The organism is Streptomyces sp. NPDC048337 (assembly GCF_043201175.1).
In the GTDB taxonomy this organism is placed as follows: domain Bacteria; phylum Actinomycetota; class Actinomycetes; order Streptomycetales; family Streptomycetaceae; genus Streptomyces.
Map to the genome: position 1 here is coordinate 210,510 of NZ_JBICYR010000003.1, position 18,637 is coordinate 229,146.

At 72.5% G+C, this 18,637-nt stretch carries 19 protein-coding genes; 12 read left to right on the forward strand and 7 right to left on the reverse strand.

Annotation, left to right across the window (positions count from 1 at the left end; translation table 11 throughout):
- Positions 1-8: 8 nt before the first annotated feature.
- The gene (locus tag ACGFYU_RS06685) at positions 9-788 is read right to left on the reverse strand and encodes a polysaccharide deacetylase family protein (RefSeq protein ID WP_393826164.1); all 780 of its coding nucleotides are present in this window, start codon (positions 786-788) and stop codon (positions 9-11) included.
- Positions 789-1,035: 247 nt separating this feature from the next.
- A complete protein-coding gene (locus ACGFYU_RS06690; protein WP_393826165.1) occupies positions 1,036-1,596 on the reverse strand; it encodes a hypothetical protein in 561 nt (186 codons plus the stop codon).
- A 185-nt stretch (positions 1,597-1,781) separates the two neighbouring features.
- On the opposite strand from ACGFYU_RS06690, the gene ACGFYU_RS06695 reads away from it, so the two are divergent.
- The 3 genes from ACGFYU_RS06695 (at position 1,782) to ACGFYU_RS06705 (ending at position 4,924) form a co-directional block, all read left to right on the forward strand.
- Complete coding sequence (locus ACGFYU_RS06695; RefSeq protein ID WP_393826166.1) at positions 1,782-3,083, forward strand: cytochrome P450; 1,302 nt, start codon at positions 1,782-1,784, stop codon at positions 3,081-3,083.
- A 34-nt stretch (positions 3,084-3,117) separates the two neighbouring features.
- Positions 3,118-4,185, forward strand: a complete 1,068-nt coding sequence (locus tag ACGFYU_RS06700; RefSeq protein ID WP_393826167.1) for an amidohydrolase family protein — start codon at positions 3,118-3,120, stop codon at positions 4,183-4,185.
- A 292-nt stretch (positions 4,186-4,477) separates the two neighbouring features.
- Positions 4,478-4,924 (forward strand): hypothetical protein, encoded by a 447-nt coding sequence (locus ACGFYU_RS06705; protein ID WP_393826168.1) that lies wholly within the window; start codon positions 4,478-4,480, stop codon positions 4,922-4,924.
- Here the strand turns inward: ACGFYU_RS06705 and ACGFYU_RS06710 are convergent.
- Both ACGFYU_RS06710 and fusA read right to left on the reverse strand, forming a co-directional pair.
- Complete coding sequence (locus tag ACGFYU_RS06710; protein WP_393826169.1) at positions 4,881-5,153, reverse strand: hypothetical protein; 273 nt, start codon at positions 5,151-5,153, stop codon at positions 4,881-4,883. The two genes, ACGFYU_RS06705 and ACGFYU_RS06710, sit on opposite strands and share 44 nt — an antisense overlap.
- Positions 5,154-5,194: 41 nt before the next feature.
- Entirely contained in the window at positions 5,195-7,267 is a 2,073-nt protein-coding gene (gene fusA, locus ACGFYU_RS06715; RefSeq protein WP_393826170.1) for an elongation factor G, read from the reverse strand.
- Positions 7,268-7,650: 383 nt separating this feature from the next.
- On the opposite strand from fusA, the gene ACGFYU_RS06720 reads away from it, so the two are divergent.
- Both ACGFYU_RS06720 and ACGFYU_RS06725 read left to right on the forward strand, forming a co-directional pair.
- Positions 7,651-8,271, forward strand: a complete 621-nt coding sequence (locus ACGFYU_RS06720; protein WP_393826171.1) for an L-threonylcarbamoyladenylate synthase — start codon at positions 7,651-7,653, stop codon at positions 8,269-8,271.
- Between the two features lie 102 nt (positions 8,272-8,373).
- Positions 8,374-8,622, forward strand: a complete 249-nt coding sequence (locus tag ACGFYU_RS06725) for a DUF6296 family protein (RefSeq protein ID WP_393826172.1) — start codon at positions 8,374-8,376, stop codon at positions 8,620-8,622.
- Here ACGFYU_RS06725 and ACGFYU_RS06730 read toward each other — a convergent pair whose 3' ends face one another.
- Positions 8,623-9,282: a DUF2278 family protein gene (locus tag ACGFYU_RS06730; protein WP_393826173.1), complete on the reverse strand. Its 660-nt coding sequence runs from the start codon at positions 9,280-9,282 to the stop codon at positions 8,623-8,625. It abuts the gene before it with no gap.
- Between the two features lie 9 nt (positions 9,283-9,291).
- Positions 9,292-10,419: a cation diffusion facilitator family transporter gene (locus tag ACGFYU_RS06735; protein ID WP_393826174.1), complete on the reverse strand. Its 1,128-nt coding sequence runs from the start codon at positions 10,417-10,419 to the stop codon at positions 9,292-9,294.
- A gap of 142 nt (positions 10,420-10,561) precedes the next feature.
- On the opposite strand from ACGFYU_RS06735, the gene ACGFYU_RS06740 reads away from it, so the two are divergent.
- The 5 genes from ACGFYU_RS06740 (at position 10,562) to ACGFYU_RS06760 (ending at position 14,458) form a co-directional block, all read left to right on the forward strand.
- Complete coding sequence (locus ACGFYU_RS06740; RefSeq protein ID WP_393826175.1) at positions 10,562-11,104, forward strand: FABP family protein; 543 nt, start codon at positions 10,562-10,564, stop codon at positions 11,102-11,104.
- A gap of 42 nt (positions 11,105-11,146) precedes the next feature.
- Positions 11,147-12,388, forward strand: a complete 1,242-nt coding sequence (locus ACGFYU_RS06745; protein WP_393826176.1) for a glycosyltransferase — start codon at positions 11,147-11,149, stop codon at positions 12,386-12,388.
- Positions 12,389-12,545: 157 nt separating this feature from the next.
- Complete coding sequence (locus ACGFYU_RS06750) at positions 12,546-13,247, forward strand: class I SAM-dependent methyltransferase (protein ID WP_393826177.1); 702 nt, start codon at positions 12,546-12,548, stop codon at positions 13,245-13,247.
- Between the two features lie 66 nt (positions 13,248-13,313).
- A complete protein-coding gene (locus ACGFYU_RS06755; protein WP_393826178.1) occupies positions 13,314-14,093 on the forward strand; it encodes a 3-hydroxybutyrate dehydrogenase in 780 nt (259 codons plus the stop codon).
- A 50-nt stretch (positions 14,094-14,143) separates the two neighbouring features.
- Positions 14,144-14,458 carry an antibiotic biosynthesis monooxygenase gene (locus ACGFYU_RS06760; RefSeq protein WP_393826179.1) on the forward strand — a complete coding sequence of 105 codons (315 nt, stop codon included), beginning with the start codon at positions 14,144-14,146 and terminating at the stop codon, positions 14,456-14,458.
- Positions 14,459-14,524: 66 nt separating this feature from the next.
- On the opposite strand, the gene ACGFYU_RS06765 is transcribed toward ACGFYU_RS06760, so the two are convergent.
- Positions 14,525-16,831: a family 20 glycosylhydrolase gene (locus tag ACGFYU_RS06765; RefSeq protein WP_393826180.1), complete on the reverse strand. Its 2,307-nt coding sequence runs from the start codon at positions 16,829-16,831 to the stop codon at positions 14,525-14,527.
- A gap of 346 nt (positions 16,832-17,177) precedes the next feature.
- Here ACGFYU_RS06765 and ACGFYU_RS06770 point away from each other — a divergent pair, with 346 nt between their 5' ends.
- Both ACGFYU_RS06770 and ACGFYU_RS06775 read left to right on the forward strand, forming a co-directional pair.
- Positions 17,178-18,287 carry a mechanosensitive ion channel family protein gene (locus ACGFYU_RS06770; protein WP_393826181.1) on the forward strand — a complete coding sequence of 370 codons (1,110 nt, stop codon included), beginning with the start codon at positions 17,178-17,180 and terminating at the stop codon, positions 18,285-18,287.
- An 11-nt stretch (positions 18,288-18,298) separates the two neighbouring features.
- A complete protein-coding gene (locus tag ACGFYU_RS06775; RefSeq protein ID WP_393826182.1) occupies positions 18,299-18,601 on the forward strand; it encodes a DUF1876 domain-containing protein in 303 nt (100 codons plus the stop codon).
- Positions 18,602-18,637 lie beyond the last annotated feature (36 nt).

Consider the following 18,637-nt stretch of genomic DNA (forward strand, 5'->3'; position numbering starts at 1 on the left):
CTGTCCGTTCACCGCGCCGGCCCCAGGAACCGGCGGAGGTCGGTGATCCCGTAGCCGGCCGACTCGGCCGCGTCGATGATCCGGGGCAGGGCTTCGGCATCGGTGACGACGCCGTCCCCCTCGCCGCCCACGTGCATCTGGATGATCGCGCCGGGGGCGAAGGCGTCGACGGCCCGCCGGACGGCGACGTCCACCGTCACGCCGCCGTCCGGGCCGAGGTAGCCGTTGGTGTCGGTGGTGAACTCGATGACCGCGTAGCCGAGGTCGTTGACGTCGGCGATGGAATCCTCGCTGGTGGCGCTGTAGGGGAAGCGGAAGAACGGCAGGGGCTCGGCCCCGGAGGCCGTACGGATCGCCGCGTCGGCGCGGCGTACCTCCTCGGCCCGCTCCTCGGTGTCGAGGTCGTCGAAATAGGGGTGGCTGTGGGAGTGGTTGCCGAGGCCGTGTTCGGCGGCGATCGTCCGCAGCGCCGCGGGATGGGCCTCGGCGAACTCGCCGGTCGGGAAGAAGGTGGCGGGCAGCTTCCGGCGCCGTAGCTCGGCCAGGACGGTGTCGATTCCGCTGTCGTCCCACGCGGCGTTGAAGGTGAGCGCGATGGCCTTGTCCGTGGTGGGCAGTCGGCGGATCTCGGTGCCGAGGAGCGATGCGGGCGGGCGCGGACCGTCCTTCGTCCCGGACGGTACCGGCCGCCCGGCGGGGCGCCGCGGTGCCGCCACGGCTCCGGCGCGGGGGGTGAGGCCCAGGGCCACCAGCGCCGCCATCACCGTACGGCGTCCGACATCCGTCACCGTCACTCCCTCCGCCACGGCACCGCGCTCACGGGCCCGCCCCGACTATGCGCGTGCGTGCCGGGCGGCACGCGCAACCCGCGCCGCGCAGTCGGGTGACGCCCCGCGCCCGGCACAGCGCTCCCAGGGGCCCTCGTTCAGCGGTGTCGACGGCGTGCGCGCCGGGCCGCGTCTGTCCTGTGCTCATGGGCTGCCATCCGACCGCCGGGCGCCGACGGCCGTCAAACCCTTTTGTGGTGGCCCTGGTCTACGCCGCCCCGCCCGCCGGCGGGCGGGTGGTGCCGGGGCGGCATTTCACCGCCGGGTTGAAGGCCTCGTAATCGCCCCGGGGGTTCTTCTTCCAGAGCCACAGGTGCAGGGCGTAGTGGATCGGCTGGCCGCGGAAGTTGCCGGGCCGCGGGCCCGTGAAGGGGACGCCGAGCAGGGTGGGCCGGTCGTCGTCCGTCGTGAGTTTCTGGTCCCGGTCGTAGACCAGCCACTGGACCCCCACGAGGCGTTTGCCGCCGTGTCCGTCGTCCTCGTAGTACAGCGCGGCGGGCTTGGCCGGGTCGAGGGAGTTGTCGTACGCGTGGTTGAAGTGCGGGTAGCCGAGCGCGCCCGATCCCGCCCGGTCGGCGACGCAGTACTTGTCCGGTACGTAGCCGTCCCGCACCGCGTTGTCGTGCACCTGATACCTGGCGGTGGCCCGGTACGTGAGGGCGCGGGCGGCGACGGCCGCGCCGGGGTCGTCGCGGGCGGCGGGGGTGGTGGCGGGGGCCAGGGCGAGCGAGGCGGCCGTGGTGAGGACGAGAGCGAGACTACGGACCATGCGCGGACTCCTTGCTGCGTGTGCGGCGGCACCAGCAGCCTGTCCCCCCGCTCCGCGCGCCCGCCACGCGGCCGGACCGGACGGCGGACGCGGGCTCACTCGATCGAGCCAGGGGGGTTTCGCGGTCCGCTCCGCCAGGGAACCGGTGTGTCCGCAGACCGCGAGTGTCACGGAGGGTGCGGAACATGACGCAGGAGAAGGCGGCACCGAGCGGCGGGGCAGCGCTGCACGCGATCGTGTCGGCGGTGGCCGCCGGGGCGCCGGAGTACCGTACGTGCCCGCACCCCGTCTACGCCGCACTGCGCGAACAGGCCCCGGTGTGCCCGCTGACGCCTCGGCACGGGGTCGACACCTATCTCATCACCCGCTACGACGACGCCCGGGACGCGCTCTCGGACCCCCGCTTCAGCAAGAACATGCGCGGCGCCCTCGATACCTACCACGCGGTCTACGGCAGCTTCTTCGACGCGCTCGACGACAACGTGCTCTTCTCGGACCCGCCCCGGCACACGCGTCTGCGCCGCGTCCTGCGCGGCGCCTTCACGCCCCGCCGGGTGGAGGCGATGCGGCCGCGGGTCACCGAGATCGCCGAGGGCCTGCTGCGGGAGTGCGCGAAGAGCAACACGGTCGACCTGATGTCGACGTTCGCCTTTCCGCTGCCCATCGCGGTCCTGTGCGAGCTCATGTCCATCCCGGAGGAGGACCGCCCCGAGATCCTGGGGCAGTTCTCGGTGGTGACGCGCGCCCGGTTCGATCCGCGGATGCGGGCGGAGCTCCAGGCGGCGCAGGAGTGGCTCCAGGGCCGGCTGGCGCGGCTCATCTCGTACACGCGCGAGCACCCGTCGGACTGCTTCCTCAGCGACCTCATCCAGGCGGACGAGGCGCTGGACGACGCCGATCTGGTCTCGTCCTTGTGGGTCCTGTTCTTCGCCGGGCACAAGACCACCGCGTACCAGATCGGGAACTCCGTCCTCGATCTGCTCCTGCATCCAGCGCAGTTGGAGATGATCCGGCGGGACCCGCTGCTGATTCCGCGGGCCGTCGAGGAACTCGTACGGTTCGAGGGCTCGGTGGAGACGTCGACCTTCCGGTACGCGGCCGAGGACGCCGAGATCCGCGGGACGGCGATCCCCCGGGGCTCCCTCGTGCAGATCGCCATTTCCTCGGCGAACCGGGACCCGGAGAAGTTCGACTCCCCCGACGTGCTGGACGTGACGCGCGAGGGCCTCCACGGGATGCACCTGGGCTTCGGACACGGAACGCACTACTGCCTGGGGGCGCCGCTGGCGCGGCTCGAACTCGAGATCGCGCTCTCCTGTCTCCTGCGGGAGTTCCCGCGGATGGAGCTGGCGGACGCCGAGGAGAGCAAGGGCGCGTGGCTGAAGGGGCCGGTGGCCGCCTTCCGGGGTCTCGAACAACTCCGGCTCGTGCTGGATCCGTCGCGGCCGGACGGGGATCTCGCGCCGATGGCCTCCGTGGCCACCTGACAGCAAACCAGACCCGACGGGCGGTGGATTCGGCATGCCGGACGCTTCGCAGACCTCCAGACTGAGCCTCCTGGGAACACCGGAGGAGGAGCCGCGGCTCTCCCTGGTGCGGGAGGATTCGACCCCGACACCGGTCGAACGACACGCGGCCCAGTCGAAGATCGACATGCACCACCACTTCTGCGCCCCGGAATGGCGCGAGTGGGCCGAACGGCACGAGCTGATCAAGCCGCAGCAACTGCCGCCGTGGGCACGGCTCGACCTGGAGACCTCGGTCCGGTTCATGGACCGGGCCGGCATCTCGACGGCCGTCCTCAAGCCCATGCTGCCGGCGCGCTACCGTTCGTCGGCGCAGCTGCGCGAAGCCATCAACATCACGCTGCAGTCGATGATCGAGGTGGCGGCTTCGCATCCGGGACGGTTCGCGTTCTACGTGCCGCTGTTCCTGGACGACCTCGACGCGTCCTCCTGGGCCGTGCGGCGCGGGCTCGGGCAGCTCGGCGCCGTCGGTGTGAACGTGACGGCCAACCACGGGGGCGTGTACCTCGGGGATCCGTCCTACGACCGCGTGTTCCACGAGCTGGACGAGCTGTCCGCCGTGGTCGACACGCATCCGCACAACCTCCCCGGCGGTCCGCCCGGCGCGGCGACGGTACCCGGCATCCCGAACTTCCTGTGCGACTTCCTGCTGGACACCACACGGGCCGCCGTGAACATGATCAGCAAGAGGACGCTGGACCGCTTCCCGAACATCTCGGTCATCCTGCCGCACGCGGGCGGGTTCCTGCCGTACATCGCTCCGCGCATCGAGGCCCTCGGGCGGTTCTGCGACCCGCCGATCGACCCGGCCGCCGTCCGCGACCACCTGCCCCGCTTCTACTACGACACGGCCGGCCCGATGGCGGCCGCGGCGACCCTCCTCACCCACGTGCCCGCCGACCACGTCCTCTTCGGCACCGACTGGCCCGCGGCCCCCGCCGACACGGTCATGGAGCTGGCGCTCCCCGCCCTCGACCGCGACCCGGCCTTCACGGCGGAGCAGCTCCAGGGGATCTACCACGACAACGCCCTGCGTCTGATCCCGCAGTTGGCGACCGTCTGACGGCGGCCTACCCTGCGGGGGTGAAGTCCCGCTGCACCGCCGAGGTCCGAGGAGCTCCATCTTCCACGACGTCGTCGCGCGCGCCGCGGCGCTCGGCCCCGACGGCACGTGGCTCGTCGCCGCGGGCCACGCGAGCCTCGGGGGGCTGGCCCTCGCCCGCGGACAGGCGGACCAGACCATCTTCCACCTCGACGCCGCGGTGGCGGCCGGCTTCAACGACTGCCTGGCGCTTCACACGGCCCCCATACGTCCGCTGCACCACGACCCCCGCTTCCAGGCCCTGTATCAGCGGATGCGCATCACCTCGGCCGACCTCGACGAGCTCTTCTGGCTGCACCGGGAAATGCAGATCATGTCGGAGGACGCGACGAGAGCGAGCATCGACAACATCGGCCGCCTCGACACCGGGGTGTCGCTGCTCCCGCAGGCCCCCATGCCGACCCGCGAACCGGACACCCTCGGGCTCCTGATCACCCGCATCGAACTCGCCGCGACCCGGACCGCGCTCCAACAGGCTGCCCTGAAGTGGGAGTTCCAGCGCAGCTCCGGCAATACCAGCCTCGGTCTGATCGACGACTCGTGGGACTACGACCGCGCCCGGCGCGATGCCTGGGACGCCGACTCCCTGGAATCCCAGCGCGAGCAGGCCGCCGCGGCCCGGGCCTTCGTCGCACGCCCGGGCGCCGACACCAGGCTCATCCCCTGCCCGCCGCTGGGCTCGATCCCCTACCCGGGCTGAGGAGGGCGGGACCGGCCGGCCGGGCGAGCGCGGCGGCCTCCGGGGGGCCCTCGTCGGCGCTGAACACGTGGACCACCAGGCCCGTCGTCTCGGCGGGCGAGGCGGGGACGTGCAGGGTCTCGAAGTCCGGGGTGAGCAGCCCGGCCTCCGGGTGCCGCGGCCGCTTGCGGCCCGCCGCACCGTCGGCCTGGAGCTGCACGTCCGCCCGCGCGGCCGAGCCCCCGCCCACCCCGCCCTGGCGGGGGCGGGGCGGACGGGGGCGGCTCCGGGCTATCGCTCCAGGAGTGCCGCCGCGACGGACTGCGGTACCGCCGCGAGGGGTGCCGGGCGGGTGGTGAAGGTGCCGCGGCCCTGCGTGCGGCCGCGCAACCGGGACGCGTAGCCGAAGAGTTCGGCCAGCGGCACTGCCGCCGTGATCACCGCCGTTCCGGACTCGGTCGTGGAACCGGAAACCCGGCCGCGGCGGGCCGCGAGGTCACCCAGGACTCCCCCGACGCCGTCCTCCGGGACGGTCACCGTGACCTCCACCACCGGCTCCAGCAGCTCGACCGTGCTCGCGCGCAGCGCCTCGCGGAGCGCGAACCGGCCCGCCGCGCGGAACGCCATCTCCGAGGAGTCCTTGGAGTGGGTCGCCCCGTCGGTGAGCGTGACCCGCAGCCCGGTCACCGGGAACCCGGCCAGTGGTCCCTCGGCGAGGGCATCGCGGCAGCCGGCCTCGACGGCACGCGCGTACTCCTGGGGCACGCGGCCGCCGACGACCGTCGAGCGGAACTCGAATCCCACCTCCTCCAGTGGCTCGACATCGATGACGACGTGCGCGAACTGGCCCGCGCCACCGTCCTGTTTGACGTGCCGGTAGACCAGACCGGTCACGCCCCGCACGACGGTCTCCCGGTACGAGACCTGCGGCCGGCCCACGACGACCTCCACCCCGTGGCCCCGGCGGATCTTCTCCACCGCGACCTCCAGATGGAGTTCGCCCATCCCCGACAGCACGGTCTGTCCCGTCTCCGCGTCGGAGCGCACCGCCAGCGAGGGATCCTCCTCGGCGAGCCGCGCCAGCGCGGACGAGAGCCGGCCCGTGTCGCTGTTGCTGCGGGCCTCGACCGCCACCGATACGACCGGTTCGGCCACGGTCGGCGGTTCGAGGAGCAGCGGAGCACCCGGCGCGCACAGGGTCGTGCCCGCCCGGGCGGCCTTCAGACCGATCACGGCGACGATGTCACCGGCGACGGCCTCCTCCCGTTCCTCGTACCGGTCCGCCTGGACCCGCAGGATCCTGCCGATCCGCTCCGTGCGTCCCGTACCGGCGTCGACCACGGAGGCGCCCTTGTGGAGGGTGCCCACGTACACGCGCAGGTAGGTCAGCCGCCCGGTCGGCGTCGCCGTCACCTTGAAGGCCAGGCCGGTGAACGGCTCCGCCGGATCCGGGGCGCGTTCCTGCTCCGCGCCGTCGACGGTCCCGCGTACGGGGGGCATGTCGGCGGGCGACGGCAGGTACGCGAGGACCGCGTCCAGCAGCGGCTCGATACCGCGGTTGCGGTACGCGGAGCCGCACAGCACCACCACACCGTGCCCGGCGAGGGTCAGCTCCCGCAGGGCCCGGGTCAGGGTCGGCCCGGTCAGTGCGGAGGCCGCGCAGAACTCCTCCAGTGCGTCGGCGTGGAGCTCGGCCACCGTCTCCTCCAGGAGCCGGCGTCGGCGGTCCGCCTCCTCCCGCAGCGACTCGGGGACCGGCCCCGTCTCGTACGTGTCGGAGCCGGGGTGCCAGATCAGCGCGCGCATCCGGACGAGGTCGACGACACCGGTGAAGCCGTCCTCCCGCCCGATGGGCAGTTGGACCACCAGGGGGACGGCGCCCAGCCGCTGCCGGATGGACGCGACCGCCGTGTCGAGGTCGGCGCCCGCCCGGTCGAGCTTGTTGACGAAGGCGATCCGCGGGACGCCGTGCCGGTCGGCCTGCCTCCACACCGATTCGCTCTGCGGCTCGACGCCGGCGACGGCGTCGAACACCGCGACCGCCCCGTCGAGCACGCGCAGGGACCGCTCGACCTCGTCGGCGAAGTCGACGTGCCCCGGGGTGTCGATCAGGTTGACGCGGTGCCCGTCCCAGGTGCAGCTGACGGCCGCCGCGAAGATGGTGATGCCGCGGTCGCGTTCCTGGGCGTCGAAGTCGGTGACGGTCGTTCCGTCGTGGACCTCACCGCGTTTGTGGATGGTGCCGGTGGCGAACAGGACGCGTTCGGTGATCGTGGTCTTTCCGGCGTCCACGTGGGCGAGGATGCCCAGGTTGCGGACGGCGGTGAGGGAAGTGGTGGCGAGCGGTCGCTCGTTGGTGCGCATGGCCCTAGGCCTTTCGAATGCCGAGTGAAGGGGGCAGCGCGATTCCCGGACGGCAGGCCCGCCCGTCCCACCGGTCATGTGAACACGCGTGGGACGGGACGGACCCTAGAGGTGCGTCAGGGGCATGCGGTGACGGCCGCGCAGCCGGCACCGCTCGCCGAGAGACACCGGGATCACGTCGTACCGGGACGGGGGAACGAAGGCGACGGTGCGGTCGGTGCACATGGCCTGTTCCCCTTCTCTTCGTCAACTCCGCATGAGGCACGCGGTGCCCGGTCGGCAGCGCGTGTGGCGAGTGTAGGGAGCGGAGCCCTCCCGGGGCACGGGATTATTCCGGCGGACCGTGTCCGAGGTGCGTGCTCGCGATCCCGTAGGCTCGGCGGATGGCGAAGTACTTCGATGTGCATCCTGAGAATCCCCAGCCCCGCACCATCGGCAACGTGACGGACAGCATCCGCTCCGGCGGGCTGATCGCGTACCCGACGGACTCCTGCTTCGCCCTGGGGTGCCAGGTGGGCAATCGCGAGGGCATCAGCCGGATCCGGTCGATCCGCGAGCTCGACGACAAGCACCACTTCACCCTCGTGTGCCAGAACTTCGCACAGCTGGGCCAGTTCGTGCACGTCGACAACGACGTGTTCCGGGCGATCAAGGCGGCGACGCCGGGCCCCTACACCTTCATCCTCCGGGCCACGGCGGAGGTGCCGCGCCAGCTCCAGCACCCGAAGAAGAAGACGGTCGGCGTCCGGATCCCCGACCACGTCGTCACCCAGGCGCTCCTCGCCGAGCTGGGCGAACCGCTGCTCTCCAGCACCCTGCTGCTGCCGGACGAGGAGGAGCCGATGACCCAGGGGTGGGAGATCAAGGAACGGCTCGAACACCTCGTGGACGTCGTGCTCGACTCGGGGGACTGCGGCACCAAGCCGACCACCGTCATCGACTTCTCCAGCGGCGAGGCGGAGATCGTCCGCCGGGGTGCGGGCGACACCGCCCGGTTCGAGTAGTCGCGTACCCCGGTCGGACCCCCGGTGCCGCGTGGTGCGGCTCGTGATCGGCGCCCATGGGGCACGTTGGTACGACGCGACACGGGGAGCAGGAGGTACGTGGTGGGCGAAGACGCCGAGGATGATCGCTACGAGCTGGTGTTCGAGGGCGGTGAGCTCGGTGCGGAGGCCGCCGACGTCGTCGTCGTCTCCCGCACCGAGCAGACGGGGCCGGGCGGCCATCCCGTCTACGCCGACGAGACCGGCATCATCCGGGCCGAGATCAGCGACCAGGGCGAGGTACGGATACTGGCCTCGGGCGCCCATCAGGCCCTGCCCCGACCCGTTCGGGCGCGGCGCCCCGCGTCCTGACTAGACGGGGTGGCCGGCGCCGTCGGTGTGGTCGGCCTGGCTGGAGAACTTGTTGAGGAACACGTCGTAGCGCCCGTCGGGGCGCCGGGTGAGGGTCGCGCCGTCCTGCCAGACGCCGTTGTCGTCCCACCACTGGCTGCCGTACGGATCGCCCTGGTTCTGGTGGATGTTGTGCATGCCGAGGCCTTCGTCGAAGGGCTCGCCGAAGACCATGATCGGACGGCCCGGCAGCAGGATCGTCTCCAGGGCCTGGGCGGCCTCCAGGTTGGATCCCGAGACCCACGGCCGGGGCGGGTGCAGCCGGTCCAGGAGGTTCTGCAGCCAGGTCGGCGGGCGGCGGACGAACAGGCAGCCGGGGCGGTCCACGAAGGCCGGGTGGCGGAGGTAGTCGATGGCGCCCGAGCCCGAGGTCATCGAGAGATAGTGGTACCCCGGCGGCAGTGTGGAGGCCGGTTCGAGCACGGAGGCGGCCAGCGTGAACACCTTCCACTGGACGCCTGTGGCGGACTGCTTGCTGTCCACGTCGACGGCGCACCGGTACCGCCCGGCGGGCGCGTCGACTTCGAGGTTGACGTGGAACCAGCGCCCCTGGGAGTCGGGCTGGTCGCGGAAGTGGCGGTGCAGCGTCCCCGAGAGCACGCCGTAGTCTTCGAGCGGCATGCCGTCCAGTCAACCACCGGGCCCGGGCGCAGGTCCGTGACTCGCCGGGATCTCCGCTTCCGCGTGGTGGGCGAGGGGCGGGTGGTCGGTGTGGACGGTGGCCGCGGTCAGTCGCGGGACGGCGCGGATCAGGGCGTGCTCGGCCGCCACGGCCAGCTCGTGCGCCTGCACGACCGTGAGGTCGGGGGCGACGACGATGTCCGCTTCGGCGCGCAGGGCGTGGCCGATCCACCGCATGCGCACCTGCCCGGTGCCCAGTACGCCGTCCACGGCGCGCAGCGCGGACTCCGCGGTGTCGACGAGGGCCGGGTCCACGGAGTCCATGAGGCGGCGGCACACCTCGCGGGCGGCGTCCCCCAGCACCAGCAGGATGGCGAGGGTGATCAGCAGGCCGACGACGGGGTCGGCGGCCCGCCAGCCGAGCGCCGAGCCGCCGGCCCCCAACAGGACGGCCAGGGAGGTGAATCCGTCGGTACGGGCGTGCAGTCCGTCGGCGACGAGCGCGGCGGATCCGATCCGGCGGCCGGTGCGGATGCGGTAGCGGGCGACCCACTCGTTGCCGGCGAAACCGATCAGGGCGGCCACGCAGACCGCCCACAGGTGGGTGACCTCGCGGGGGTGCAGCAGCCGGTCGACGGCCACGTAGGCGGCAGCGGCGGCCGAGGCCGCGATGGTCGCCACGATGACGATGCCGGCCAGGTCCTCGGAGCGGCCGTAGCCGTACGTATAGCGGCGGTTGGCCGCCCGCCGCCCGAGGAGGAACGCGATCCCGAGCGGGACGGCGGTCAGTGCGTCGGCGGCGTTGTGGATCGTGTCCCCGAGCAGCGCCACCGAACCCGACAGGCCGACGATCACGGCCTGGAGCAGGGCGGTCACGGCCAGGACGGCCAGGGAGATCCAGAGCGTGCGCATCCCCTCGCGGGAGGTCTCCATGGCCGCGTCGACCTTGTCGGCGGCGACGTGGGTGTGGGGCACGACCGCGTGGCGGTGGCCGTGCGGGTGGCTGCCGCCGTGGCCCTGGGTGTGGTCGTGCGCGTGGGTGTGGTCGTGCGCGTGGGTGTGGCCTTGAGCGTGGGTGTGGTCGTGGTGGTGAGCCGGGTCGTGGGTGTGGCCGTGTGTGTGCCGATTCCCCTCCATGCGACCCACCGTGGCACACGGATCCCATTGCGGCTACAACCGTCATACGCCCTGTGGCCAGGTGCGATGTCCTCGCAACTACCCGGGGGAGGCGCTAGGCTTCGCGCCGCGCGGCAGTAGGCGAAAACAGGCAGGGAGAACAGTGTTTGAGTCGGTGCAGGAGAATCCGTACCCCGACAGCCACGTCCTCGGCGAGGGGCCGGATCCGCATCCACTGCTCACGCCGGTGCTGCCCCTGATCGGGCGCTGGCACGGCCGGGGGCAGGGCCAGTACCCGACCCTGGAACGGGACTTCCGGTACGAGCAGGAGGTCACCTTCAGCCATGACGGCCGTCCCTTCCTGCGGTACGAGGCGCGCGCGTGGCTGGTCGACGAGTCCGGGGCGCCCGTGCGGCCCGCGGGACGTGAGGCCGGGTGGTGGCGGGTGACGCCCGACGCGTCCCTGGAGGTGGTGCTCGCGCACCCCACCGGCATCGTCGAGACGTACGTCGGACGGGTCTCCGGTACGGAGATCGAGATCGAGACCAAGGACGTCGCGCTGACCCCCTTGGCCAAAGAGGTCACCGCCACCCGGCGCCACTACGCACTTCGGGACGGCGAGATGACGGTGACCCACGACATGGCCGCCGTCGGACAGCCGCTTCAGCACCACCTCACGACGCACCTGCGCCGGCGGGAGTCCTGAGGGAGGGCGACTCCGCACGGGGTGACGTGACATCCTGTCGTCGTGCGCGTACTGATCGTGACGGCTGGATCCTGGGGTGACGTCGCCCCGTACACCGGGCTGGGAGTGCGGCTGCGTGCCGCGGGCCACGAGGTGGTGCTCGCGACCCACACGCGCTTCGAGGAGGCGGTGACGGCCCACGGGCTGGGCTTCCGCGGCCTGCCCGTCGACCCGCGGGCGGAGCTGGCTTCCTCGGCCGGCCAGGGGCTGGCCAGGGCGGTCAGCCCGCCGGTGGCCATGGCCCGGGTGATCCGCATGGCGCGGGAGTTCATGCCCCGGCTCACGCAGGGCGTCGTGGACGTCGTACGGCAGGGCGCGGACGTACTGCTGGCTTCCACGCTCACCGAGCCGATGTGCTCGGCGCTGGGTGAGGCGCTCGCGCTGCCGACGCTCGGCGTCCCCCTCCAGCCGATCGAGCCGACGGCGGCCTTCCCGCCGCTGGTCATCGGGGCCCGGTCGTTCGGCCCGTACGGGAACCGGGTGGCGGCGCAGGCCCTGTGGGCCGCCACCGACCGGATCTTCGCGCCGGCCGTGGGCGCGCTCCGCCGCGAGCTGGGGCTGGCGCCGCGACGGTTCGGCGGGCCGCTCGGGCTGCCGCGCGGGCGCGGCGTCCTCCACGGGTTCAGCCCGCGGGTCGTGGGACGGCCGGCGGACTGGCCCGCGGGCCACGAGGTCTGCGGGTACTGGTGGCCCGCGACCGACCCCGGCTGGCGGCCCGATCCGCGGCTGCTGGACTTCCTCGACGCCGGGCCGCCTCCGGTGTTCGTCGGCTTCGGGAGCCTGGTCGCCGCCGACGCGGAGCGGCTGAGCGCCCTGATCGCCGAGGCCCTGCGGCGGGCCAGGCTCCGGGGCATCGTCCAGTCGGGCTGGTCGGGCCTGCACGCCGAGGGCGACGACCTGCTGACCGTACGGGAGGTCCCGCACGACTGGCTGTTCCCGCGCACGGCCGCCGTGGTGCACCACGCGGGCGCCGGCACCACCGCGGCCGGGCTGCGCGCCGGGATCCCGGCCGTCCCCGTCCCGGCCCAGCTGGACCAGCACTTCTGGGCCGCCCGCCTGACCGCCCTGGGCGTGGCCGGTCCCCCACTCCGCCACCAACACCTGACCGCGCCCCGCCTGGCCGCCGCGCTCACCACGACCACCGGCACCCCCGCCCTCGCCACCCACGCCCGCGACCTCGCCGCCACCCTCGCCCGGGAGGACGGCGCGGGCCCCGTCCTGACGGCGCTGGAGCGGCTCGGCTAGGGCGTGGGGGGCCGGTGGCCGAAATCGGGGGCTCGTGGGACGGGCGGCGCCGGGTGATGATGGCTTGATGGACCGACGCGTGGACACACGACCGGCACCGTACGCAGCGCCGCCGGAGCACCGCCCGAACGGCAGAGGGCGGGGTGAGGCGTATGCCGTGTCGGCCGAGTTCTACGACCTGTTGCACTCCCGGGCGTACCACCGGCACGCGCTGGCCCTGGCCGGGGCGGCGGGTGCGGCGCGGGTCGGGATCGTCGAGGTGGGGGCGGGGACCGGGCTGGTCACCGATGTGCTGATCGGCGCCTCCTGCGTGCCGGTGCATGCCGTCGAGCCCGCGGCGGCGATGCGGTCCGTGCTGCTGTCCCGGCTGCACCCGCCCGTCGGCGGATCCGCCGCGGACCGGGTGACCGTACACGCCTGTTCGGCTCTCGACCTGTCGCTCAGCGGCCAGGCCGATCTCGCGGTCTGCCTGCGGATGGCCGCCGGCCTGCCTCCCGAGGAGCGGCGCGCGCTGTGGCGGGCGCTGGCCGATGTGCTGGTGCCGGGCGGGCTGCTCTTCCTGGACCGCCCGCCCGCGCGACTCCCGGCGCGTCCCGCCCGGCGGTCGCTGGGCGAGGTGCGGCTGGGCATGGACACCTACAGCGGGCAGGTGATCGCCTACGCCGAGGACGGCCGGATCCGCTGCGACTACAGCTATGTGGTGTGCCGCCAGGGGCGGGTGCTGCGCCGGGCCCGGGAGTCCTTCCCGCTCTGGCCGCTGGCCCGGGAGACGCTGTGCGAGGAGCTCGCGGAGGCCGGCCTGGTCCTCACCGGCGACCTGCCGCCGGACCTGCTGCGCGTATGGCGGCCCCTGCCATAGACCGGCCCGGGACTGTGGTGTCCGCACACGTGGGCCGCCCCGGCGTGCGTCTCTTACGTTCCCGCCATGACGAGCGAACTTCACGTGGCTCCCGCCGCGCCGGTGGACCTGTCCGGACGCACCGCGCTGGTGACCGGGGGCGGCAGCGGCATCGGACGGGCCTGCGCGGCGGCGCTGGCCGCGGCCGGGGCTCTCGTGCACGTGGCCGACATCGAGGCGGACGCGGCCGAGGACGTGGCCAAGGCCATCGGCGGCCGTGCCCACGCCGTGGACCTGGCCGATCCCGAGGCCGTCCGCGCGCTGCCCGCCGAGGTGGACGTCCTGGTCAACAGTGCCGGGTTGCAGCACGTGGCGGCGATCGAGGACTTCCCGCCGGACCGCTTCGAGCTGATCCAGCGGGTGATGGTCACCGCGCCGTTCCTGCTGCTCCGCCAGTGCCTGCCGCACATGTACGCGGGCGGGTGGGGGCGGGTGGTGAACATCTCCAGCGTGCACGGACTGCGGGCCAGCGCCTTCAAGTCGGCGTACGTGGCCGCCAAGCACGGACTGGAGGGCCTGAGCAAGGTCGCGGCGATCGAGGGCGCCGCGCACGGCGTGACCAGCAACTGCGTCAACCCGGGCTACGTGCGCACTCCGCTGGTCGAGCGCCAGATCGGCTCGCAGGCCGAGGCCCACGGGATCGCTCCCGAGGACGTCGTGACCGATGTGCTGCTCAAGCGCTCCGCGATCAAGCGGCTGATCGAACCGGAGGAGGTGGCGGCAGTCGCCGTGTGGCTCTGCGGTCCGCACACGGGCTACGTCACCGGCTCGTCCATCCCGCTCGACGGCGGTTGGGGCGCCCAGTGAAGATCGCCTAGGGTCGGACGAACGAGCAACAGGACAGGGGGAATCGCGGCGTGTTCGCAGTGATCTACCGGTGGCGCCTTCACGAGGGCAAGGAGCAGCAGTTCGTCCAGGGGTGGCACCGGGTGACGGCGGCCATCCACGCGCGGTGCGGAAGTTACGGATCGCGCCTGCACCGTGCGGACGACGGCACGTGGGTGGCCTACGCGCGGTGGCCCGACGCGGAGGCGCGCGAGCGGTGCGCGATGCCCGATCCGGAGGGGGCGGCCATGATGAGCGGGGCGATCGAGGAACGCTTCCCCGAGACCCGGCTGGAGATCGTCGACGACATGCTCGCCGAGCCCGAGCCGTCTGCGATCAACGACTAGGATCCCCAGCGGCCGGCCTCGGGCGGGTGCCCGGGGCCGGCCGGTTTGCGTGCGGGCGTGGGCGGTTCAGGCGATCTGCCACAGCTGGTACGTCGAGCCGTTGGCCGGCTGCTGCGTGACCAGGGCGCCGTCGGTGCCGGAGGCGGTGGTCAGCAGGAGGGCGCTCTTCTTGTTGGCCACCGAATAGCCGCCGGAGCCCGCCGCGGTCGTCTTCCAGCGTTGGCTGTCGCCGCCGTTGCAGGTCGCCTGGACCACGGTGGCGCCCGCCGCGGTCGAACCGCCGGCGATGTCCGCGCACAGCGTGGAGGCGCCGTTGACCAGGGTGTAGGTGCCGTCGCCGTTGAGGGTCAGCTGCCACTGCTGGTTGGGGCCGCCGTGCGGGGTCCAGGTGATCAGCTGGGTGCCGGACGCGCTGGAGCTCGCCGGGTCGTCGAGTGCCTTGCCGGCCGCCGTCAGGGTGCGGGTGCCGCTCAACTGGCCTCCGTACACCTCGAATTCGTACAGGGAGTAGCCGTACGAGGTGCCCCGCTGCGTGCCGAGGACGCGGATGTACCGGCCCGACCCGGTCAGGCCGGTGAGCTCCTGGACCCCGCCCGTGCCGGTGGTGGTGGAGTGGACGGTGCGCCAGGTCGCGGCGTCGTCGGAGAGCTGGATCTGGAAGGACTTCCCGTACGCCGCCTCCCAGCGCAGCACCACGCGGCTGACGCTCTGGGTGGAGCCGAGGTCGACCTGGAGCCACTGCGGGTCGGCGTAGGCGCTGGACCAGCGGGTGGCGGGGTCGCCGTCGGTGGCCGAGGCCGCCGGGAAGTTCGAGGTCTCGGTGCTGGAGGCGGTGGTCGGGCGGCCCTTGGCCAGGTTGCCCGGCTGGGCGAGGCCGGGCCAGGCGGGGTTGTGCCCGACGGCGGCGGCGATCGGGGTGAAGGCGGCGTAGGCCGTGGTCAACTTGGGTGATCCCCAGGTCTGTTGGGCCAACGCGCGCAGCGGGTACATGATGCCTGCCGCGATCTGGCCCTCGGTCTCGGCGGTGGGGTTGTCGCACCAGACGTGGATCACGGAGCCGGGGTTCTTCGCAGGGTCGGAGAGGGTGTTGCCGCCCTCGAAGCGGTCCGGGGTCCAGGTCTCGTACATCCACTTGGTGTCCGGCTTCGCGCCGCCGAGCACGTAATACGTGGGGGTCCAGGACTCGTTGGCGACGACGTGGCCGGCGTCGGCCAGCTGCTGCGGCGTGAGGCCGTAGGTGTACCAGTACTCGACGATGATGCCGGGGTGGGGGCGCAGCGTGCCATCGCCGGACTTGATGCCGTCGTTCCACATCCGGGTGGTCTTGCCGCCCGCCCGCACCAGGTCGTCGGCCCAGTTGACGAACCCGTAGTAGGTGTCCTTGGCGGTGGCGCTCGCGCCGTAGTGGGCGCGGGCGTAGCTGAGCAGCTGCGGGTACTTGGCGTAGTCGGTGACGTATTCGTCGGCGCCGATGTGCCAGTACGGGGCCGGGAACAGCGGCAGGTACTCGTTGATCAGGTCCTTGATCAGGGCGTACGAGGCGGGCAGCGAGAGGTCGATGAAGTCGGGGCTGACCGCGCCCGAGCTGCTCTTGAGCTTGAGTTCGGGGTGGGCGGCCAGGACCGCGTTCATGTGCCCGGGGGTGTCGATCTCCGGGACGATGGTGACGTGGTACTTGCGGCCGAGCTCGACCAGGTCGGCGATGTCCTGCTTGGAGTAGTGGTCGGTGGAGACGATCTCCGGGTGGGTGGAGCTCTCCAGGCGGAACCCGAAGGTGTCCGACAGGTGGAAGTGGAAGTAGTTGAGCTTGAGGTAGGCGAGTTCCTTGATGTGCTGCTTGAGCCAGTCGACGGTGAAGAACTTCCGGCCCTGGTCGACCATGAGTCCGCGCTCGGCCTTGGCGGGCCAGTCCACCGCCGTCCCGGCCGGTACCGAGGCGGACTGGTGGAGGAGCTGGAGGACGGTGCGGGTGCCGTGGAACGCGCCGGTGTCGGTCCCGGCCCGCAGGGTGAGGGCTCCGGCGACGGTCATCCGGTAGCCCTCGGCGGGGAGGGTGGAGTCGCCGAGGGTGAGGCCGATGTCACCGGCGGCGGGGGTGCCGGTGACGACGGCCACGGATCGCCCGGCCAGGTCGCCGAGGTCCTGTGCGAAGGTGGCGGCCTCGTCGGAGAGTTGGGCGGTGTAGGCGGGGTCGACGACGACGCGGGTGGCGGCGGTGAAGGTGTACGTACCGGTGCCGGCCGTCCACTGGCGCAGCGCCGGGACGGTCTGCGGCGGGCCGGCGGCCGCCTGCGCGGGTCCGGCGGAGACGCCGGGTAATGCCAGTGCGAACACCGCGCACGCGGTGGCGATCAGTGATCTGAGCAGACGCATGGCTGCCTCCAGCCGGGTGTGGCCGCGCGGAGCGTGTGGGGGGCACCAGTCCAGCGCAGCGCCGACTTCGTGTCAATAGATGCTCGAAACGATGCCTCCGCACGCAGGAAAGCGCAGGATCGCGGGCCCGAGGGCGGGCCGGGAACGGCGTGGCACCGGCCCACCTGCGGCGCGCCCGGGCCCATGGGGCAGGATGGCAGCCCGATTCGGGTGCGTACGCACACGCGTCCGAACGGAGCTCCGCACAGCACGATCTGACAGGTGACAAGGTGACGACACAGCACATACGGCGGCCGGCGACGCCCCTCGCCGGATCCCCGGCCCTCCTCCGCCCGGAGGGGATCCTGTGACCCGGGACCTCGTCCTGCACGACTGGGTGGTGGCCGCCATCGCGCTCGCCGCGGGTCTCGTGGCCGGGGTGCTGCTGCGGGCGCTCCTGCGGTGGCTGGGCAAGCACGCGAGCCGCACGGCGTGGACCGGGGACGACGCCATCGTCGACGCGCTGCGTACCCTCGCGCCCTGGGGCGCCGTCATCGGGGGCGCCGCCGCGGCGGCCTCGGCGCTGCCTCTCACCGATCGGGTGACGGCGGTCGTGAACCAGTCCCTGACCGCCCTGTTCGTCCTCATCGCCACGGTCACCGCGGCCCGGGTCGTCGCGGGGCTGGTGCAGTCCCTGGCGCAGTCCCGTACGGGGGTGGCCGGATCGGCCACCATCTTCGTCAACATCACGCGCATCGTCGTGCTCACCATGGGCGTGCTGGTCGCCCTCGAGACCGTGGGCGTGTCCATCGCTCCGCTGCTCACGGCCCTCGGGGTGGGCGGTCTCGCGGTCGCCCTGGCACTCCAGGACACCCTCGCGAACCTCTTCGCGGGGGTGCACATCCTCGCCTCGAAGACGGTGCAGCCCGGGGACTACATCCGGCTCAGCGGCGGCGAGGAGGGGTACGTCGTCGACATCAACTGGCGCAATACCGTCGTACGCAACCTGTCGAACAACCTGGTGATCATTCCCAACGGGCGGCTCGCGCGGACGAACATGACCAACTTCACCCAGCCGGAGCAACAGCTGTCGATCCTGGTCCAGGTGGGCGTCGGCTACGAGAGCGACCTGGAGCACGTCGAGCGCGTGACCCTCGACGTCGTCGACAGCGTGATGGCGGACGTCACGGGCGGGGTCGCAGATCACCAGGCCGCCGTCCGCTTCCACACCTTCGCCGACTCCAGGATCAACTTCACCGTGATCCTGGGGGTGGGCGAGTTCAGCGACCAGTACCGGATCAAGCACGAGTTCATCAAGCGCCTGCACCGGCGGTACCGGGCCGAGGGCATCTCCATCCCGGCCCCCACCCGGACCGTCTCGGTCCAGCCGTCGGCCGCCGCACCGGTCCCGCACCAGCGCGACGGGGCGCACGGGGGGATCCTGGAAGCAGCCAGGAACAGAGGTACCGGGGTGTGAGGAGGCGCGCGATGACACACGCCGAGGAGTGGAAGGTGGGCGTCTACCTGACCGAGGAGGACGGCACGACCAAGGCCCGGGCGGTGCTCGACACGGGAAAGACGCAGCTGGTCGGGCAGGGCAAGGCGCGCTGCAACCCCCAGGACGTGGAGATCCCCGCAATCGGTGACGAGCTGGCGGCGAGCCGGGCGATGCGGGACCTGGCGGGGCAGCTGATGCGGGCCGCCGACCGGGATCTGGCGGCGGTGGGCGCCGTAGCGGAGCCGCCGCGCACCGGATACGGCTGGCCGGAGGACCTGGGGTCGGCGAAGTAGGCCGCTCCGGAGGGGATGGTCGCGGAGGGCGCCCCG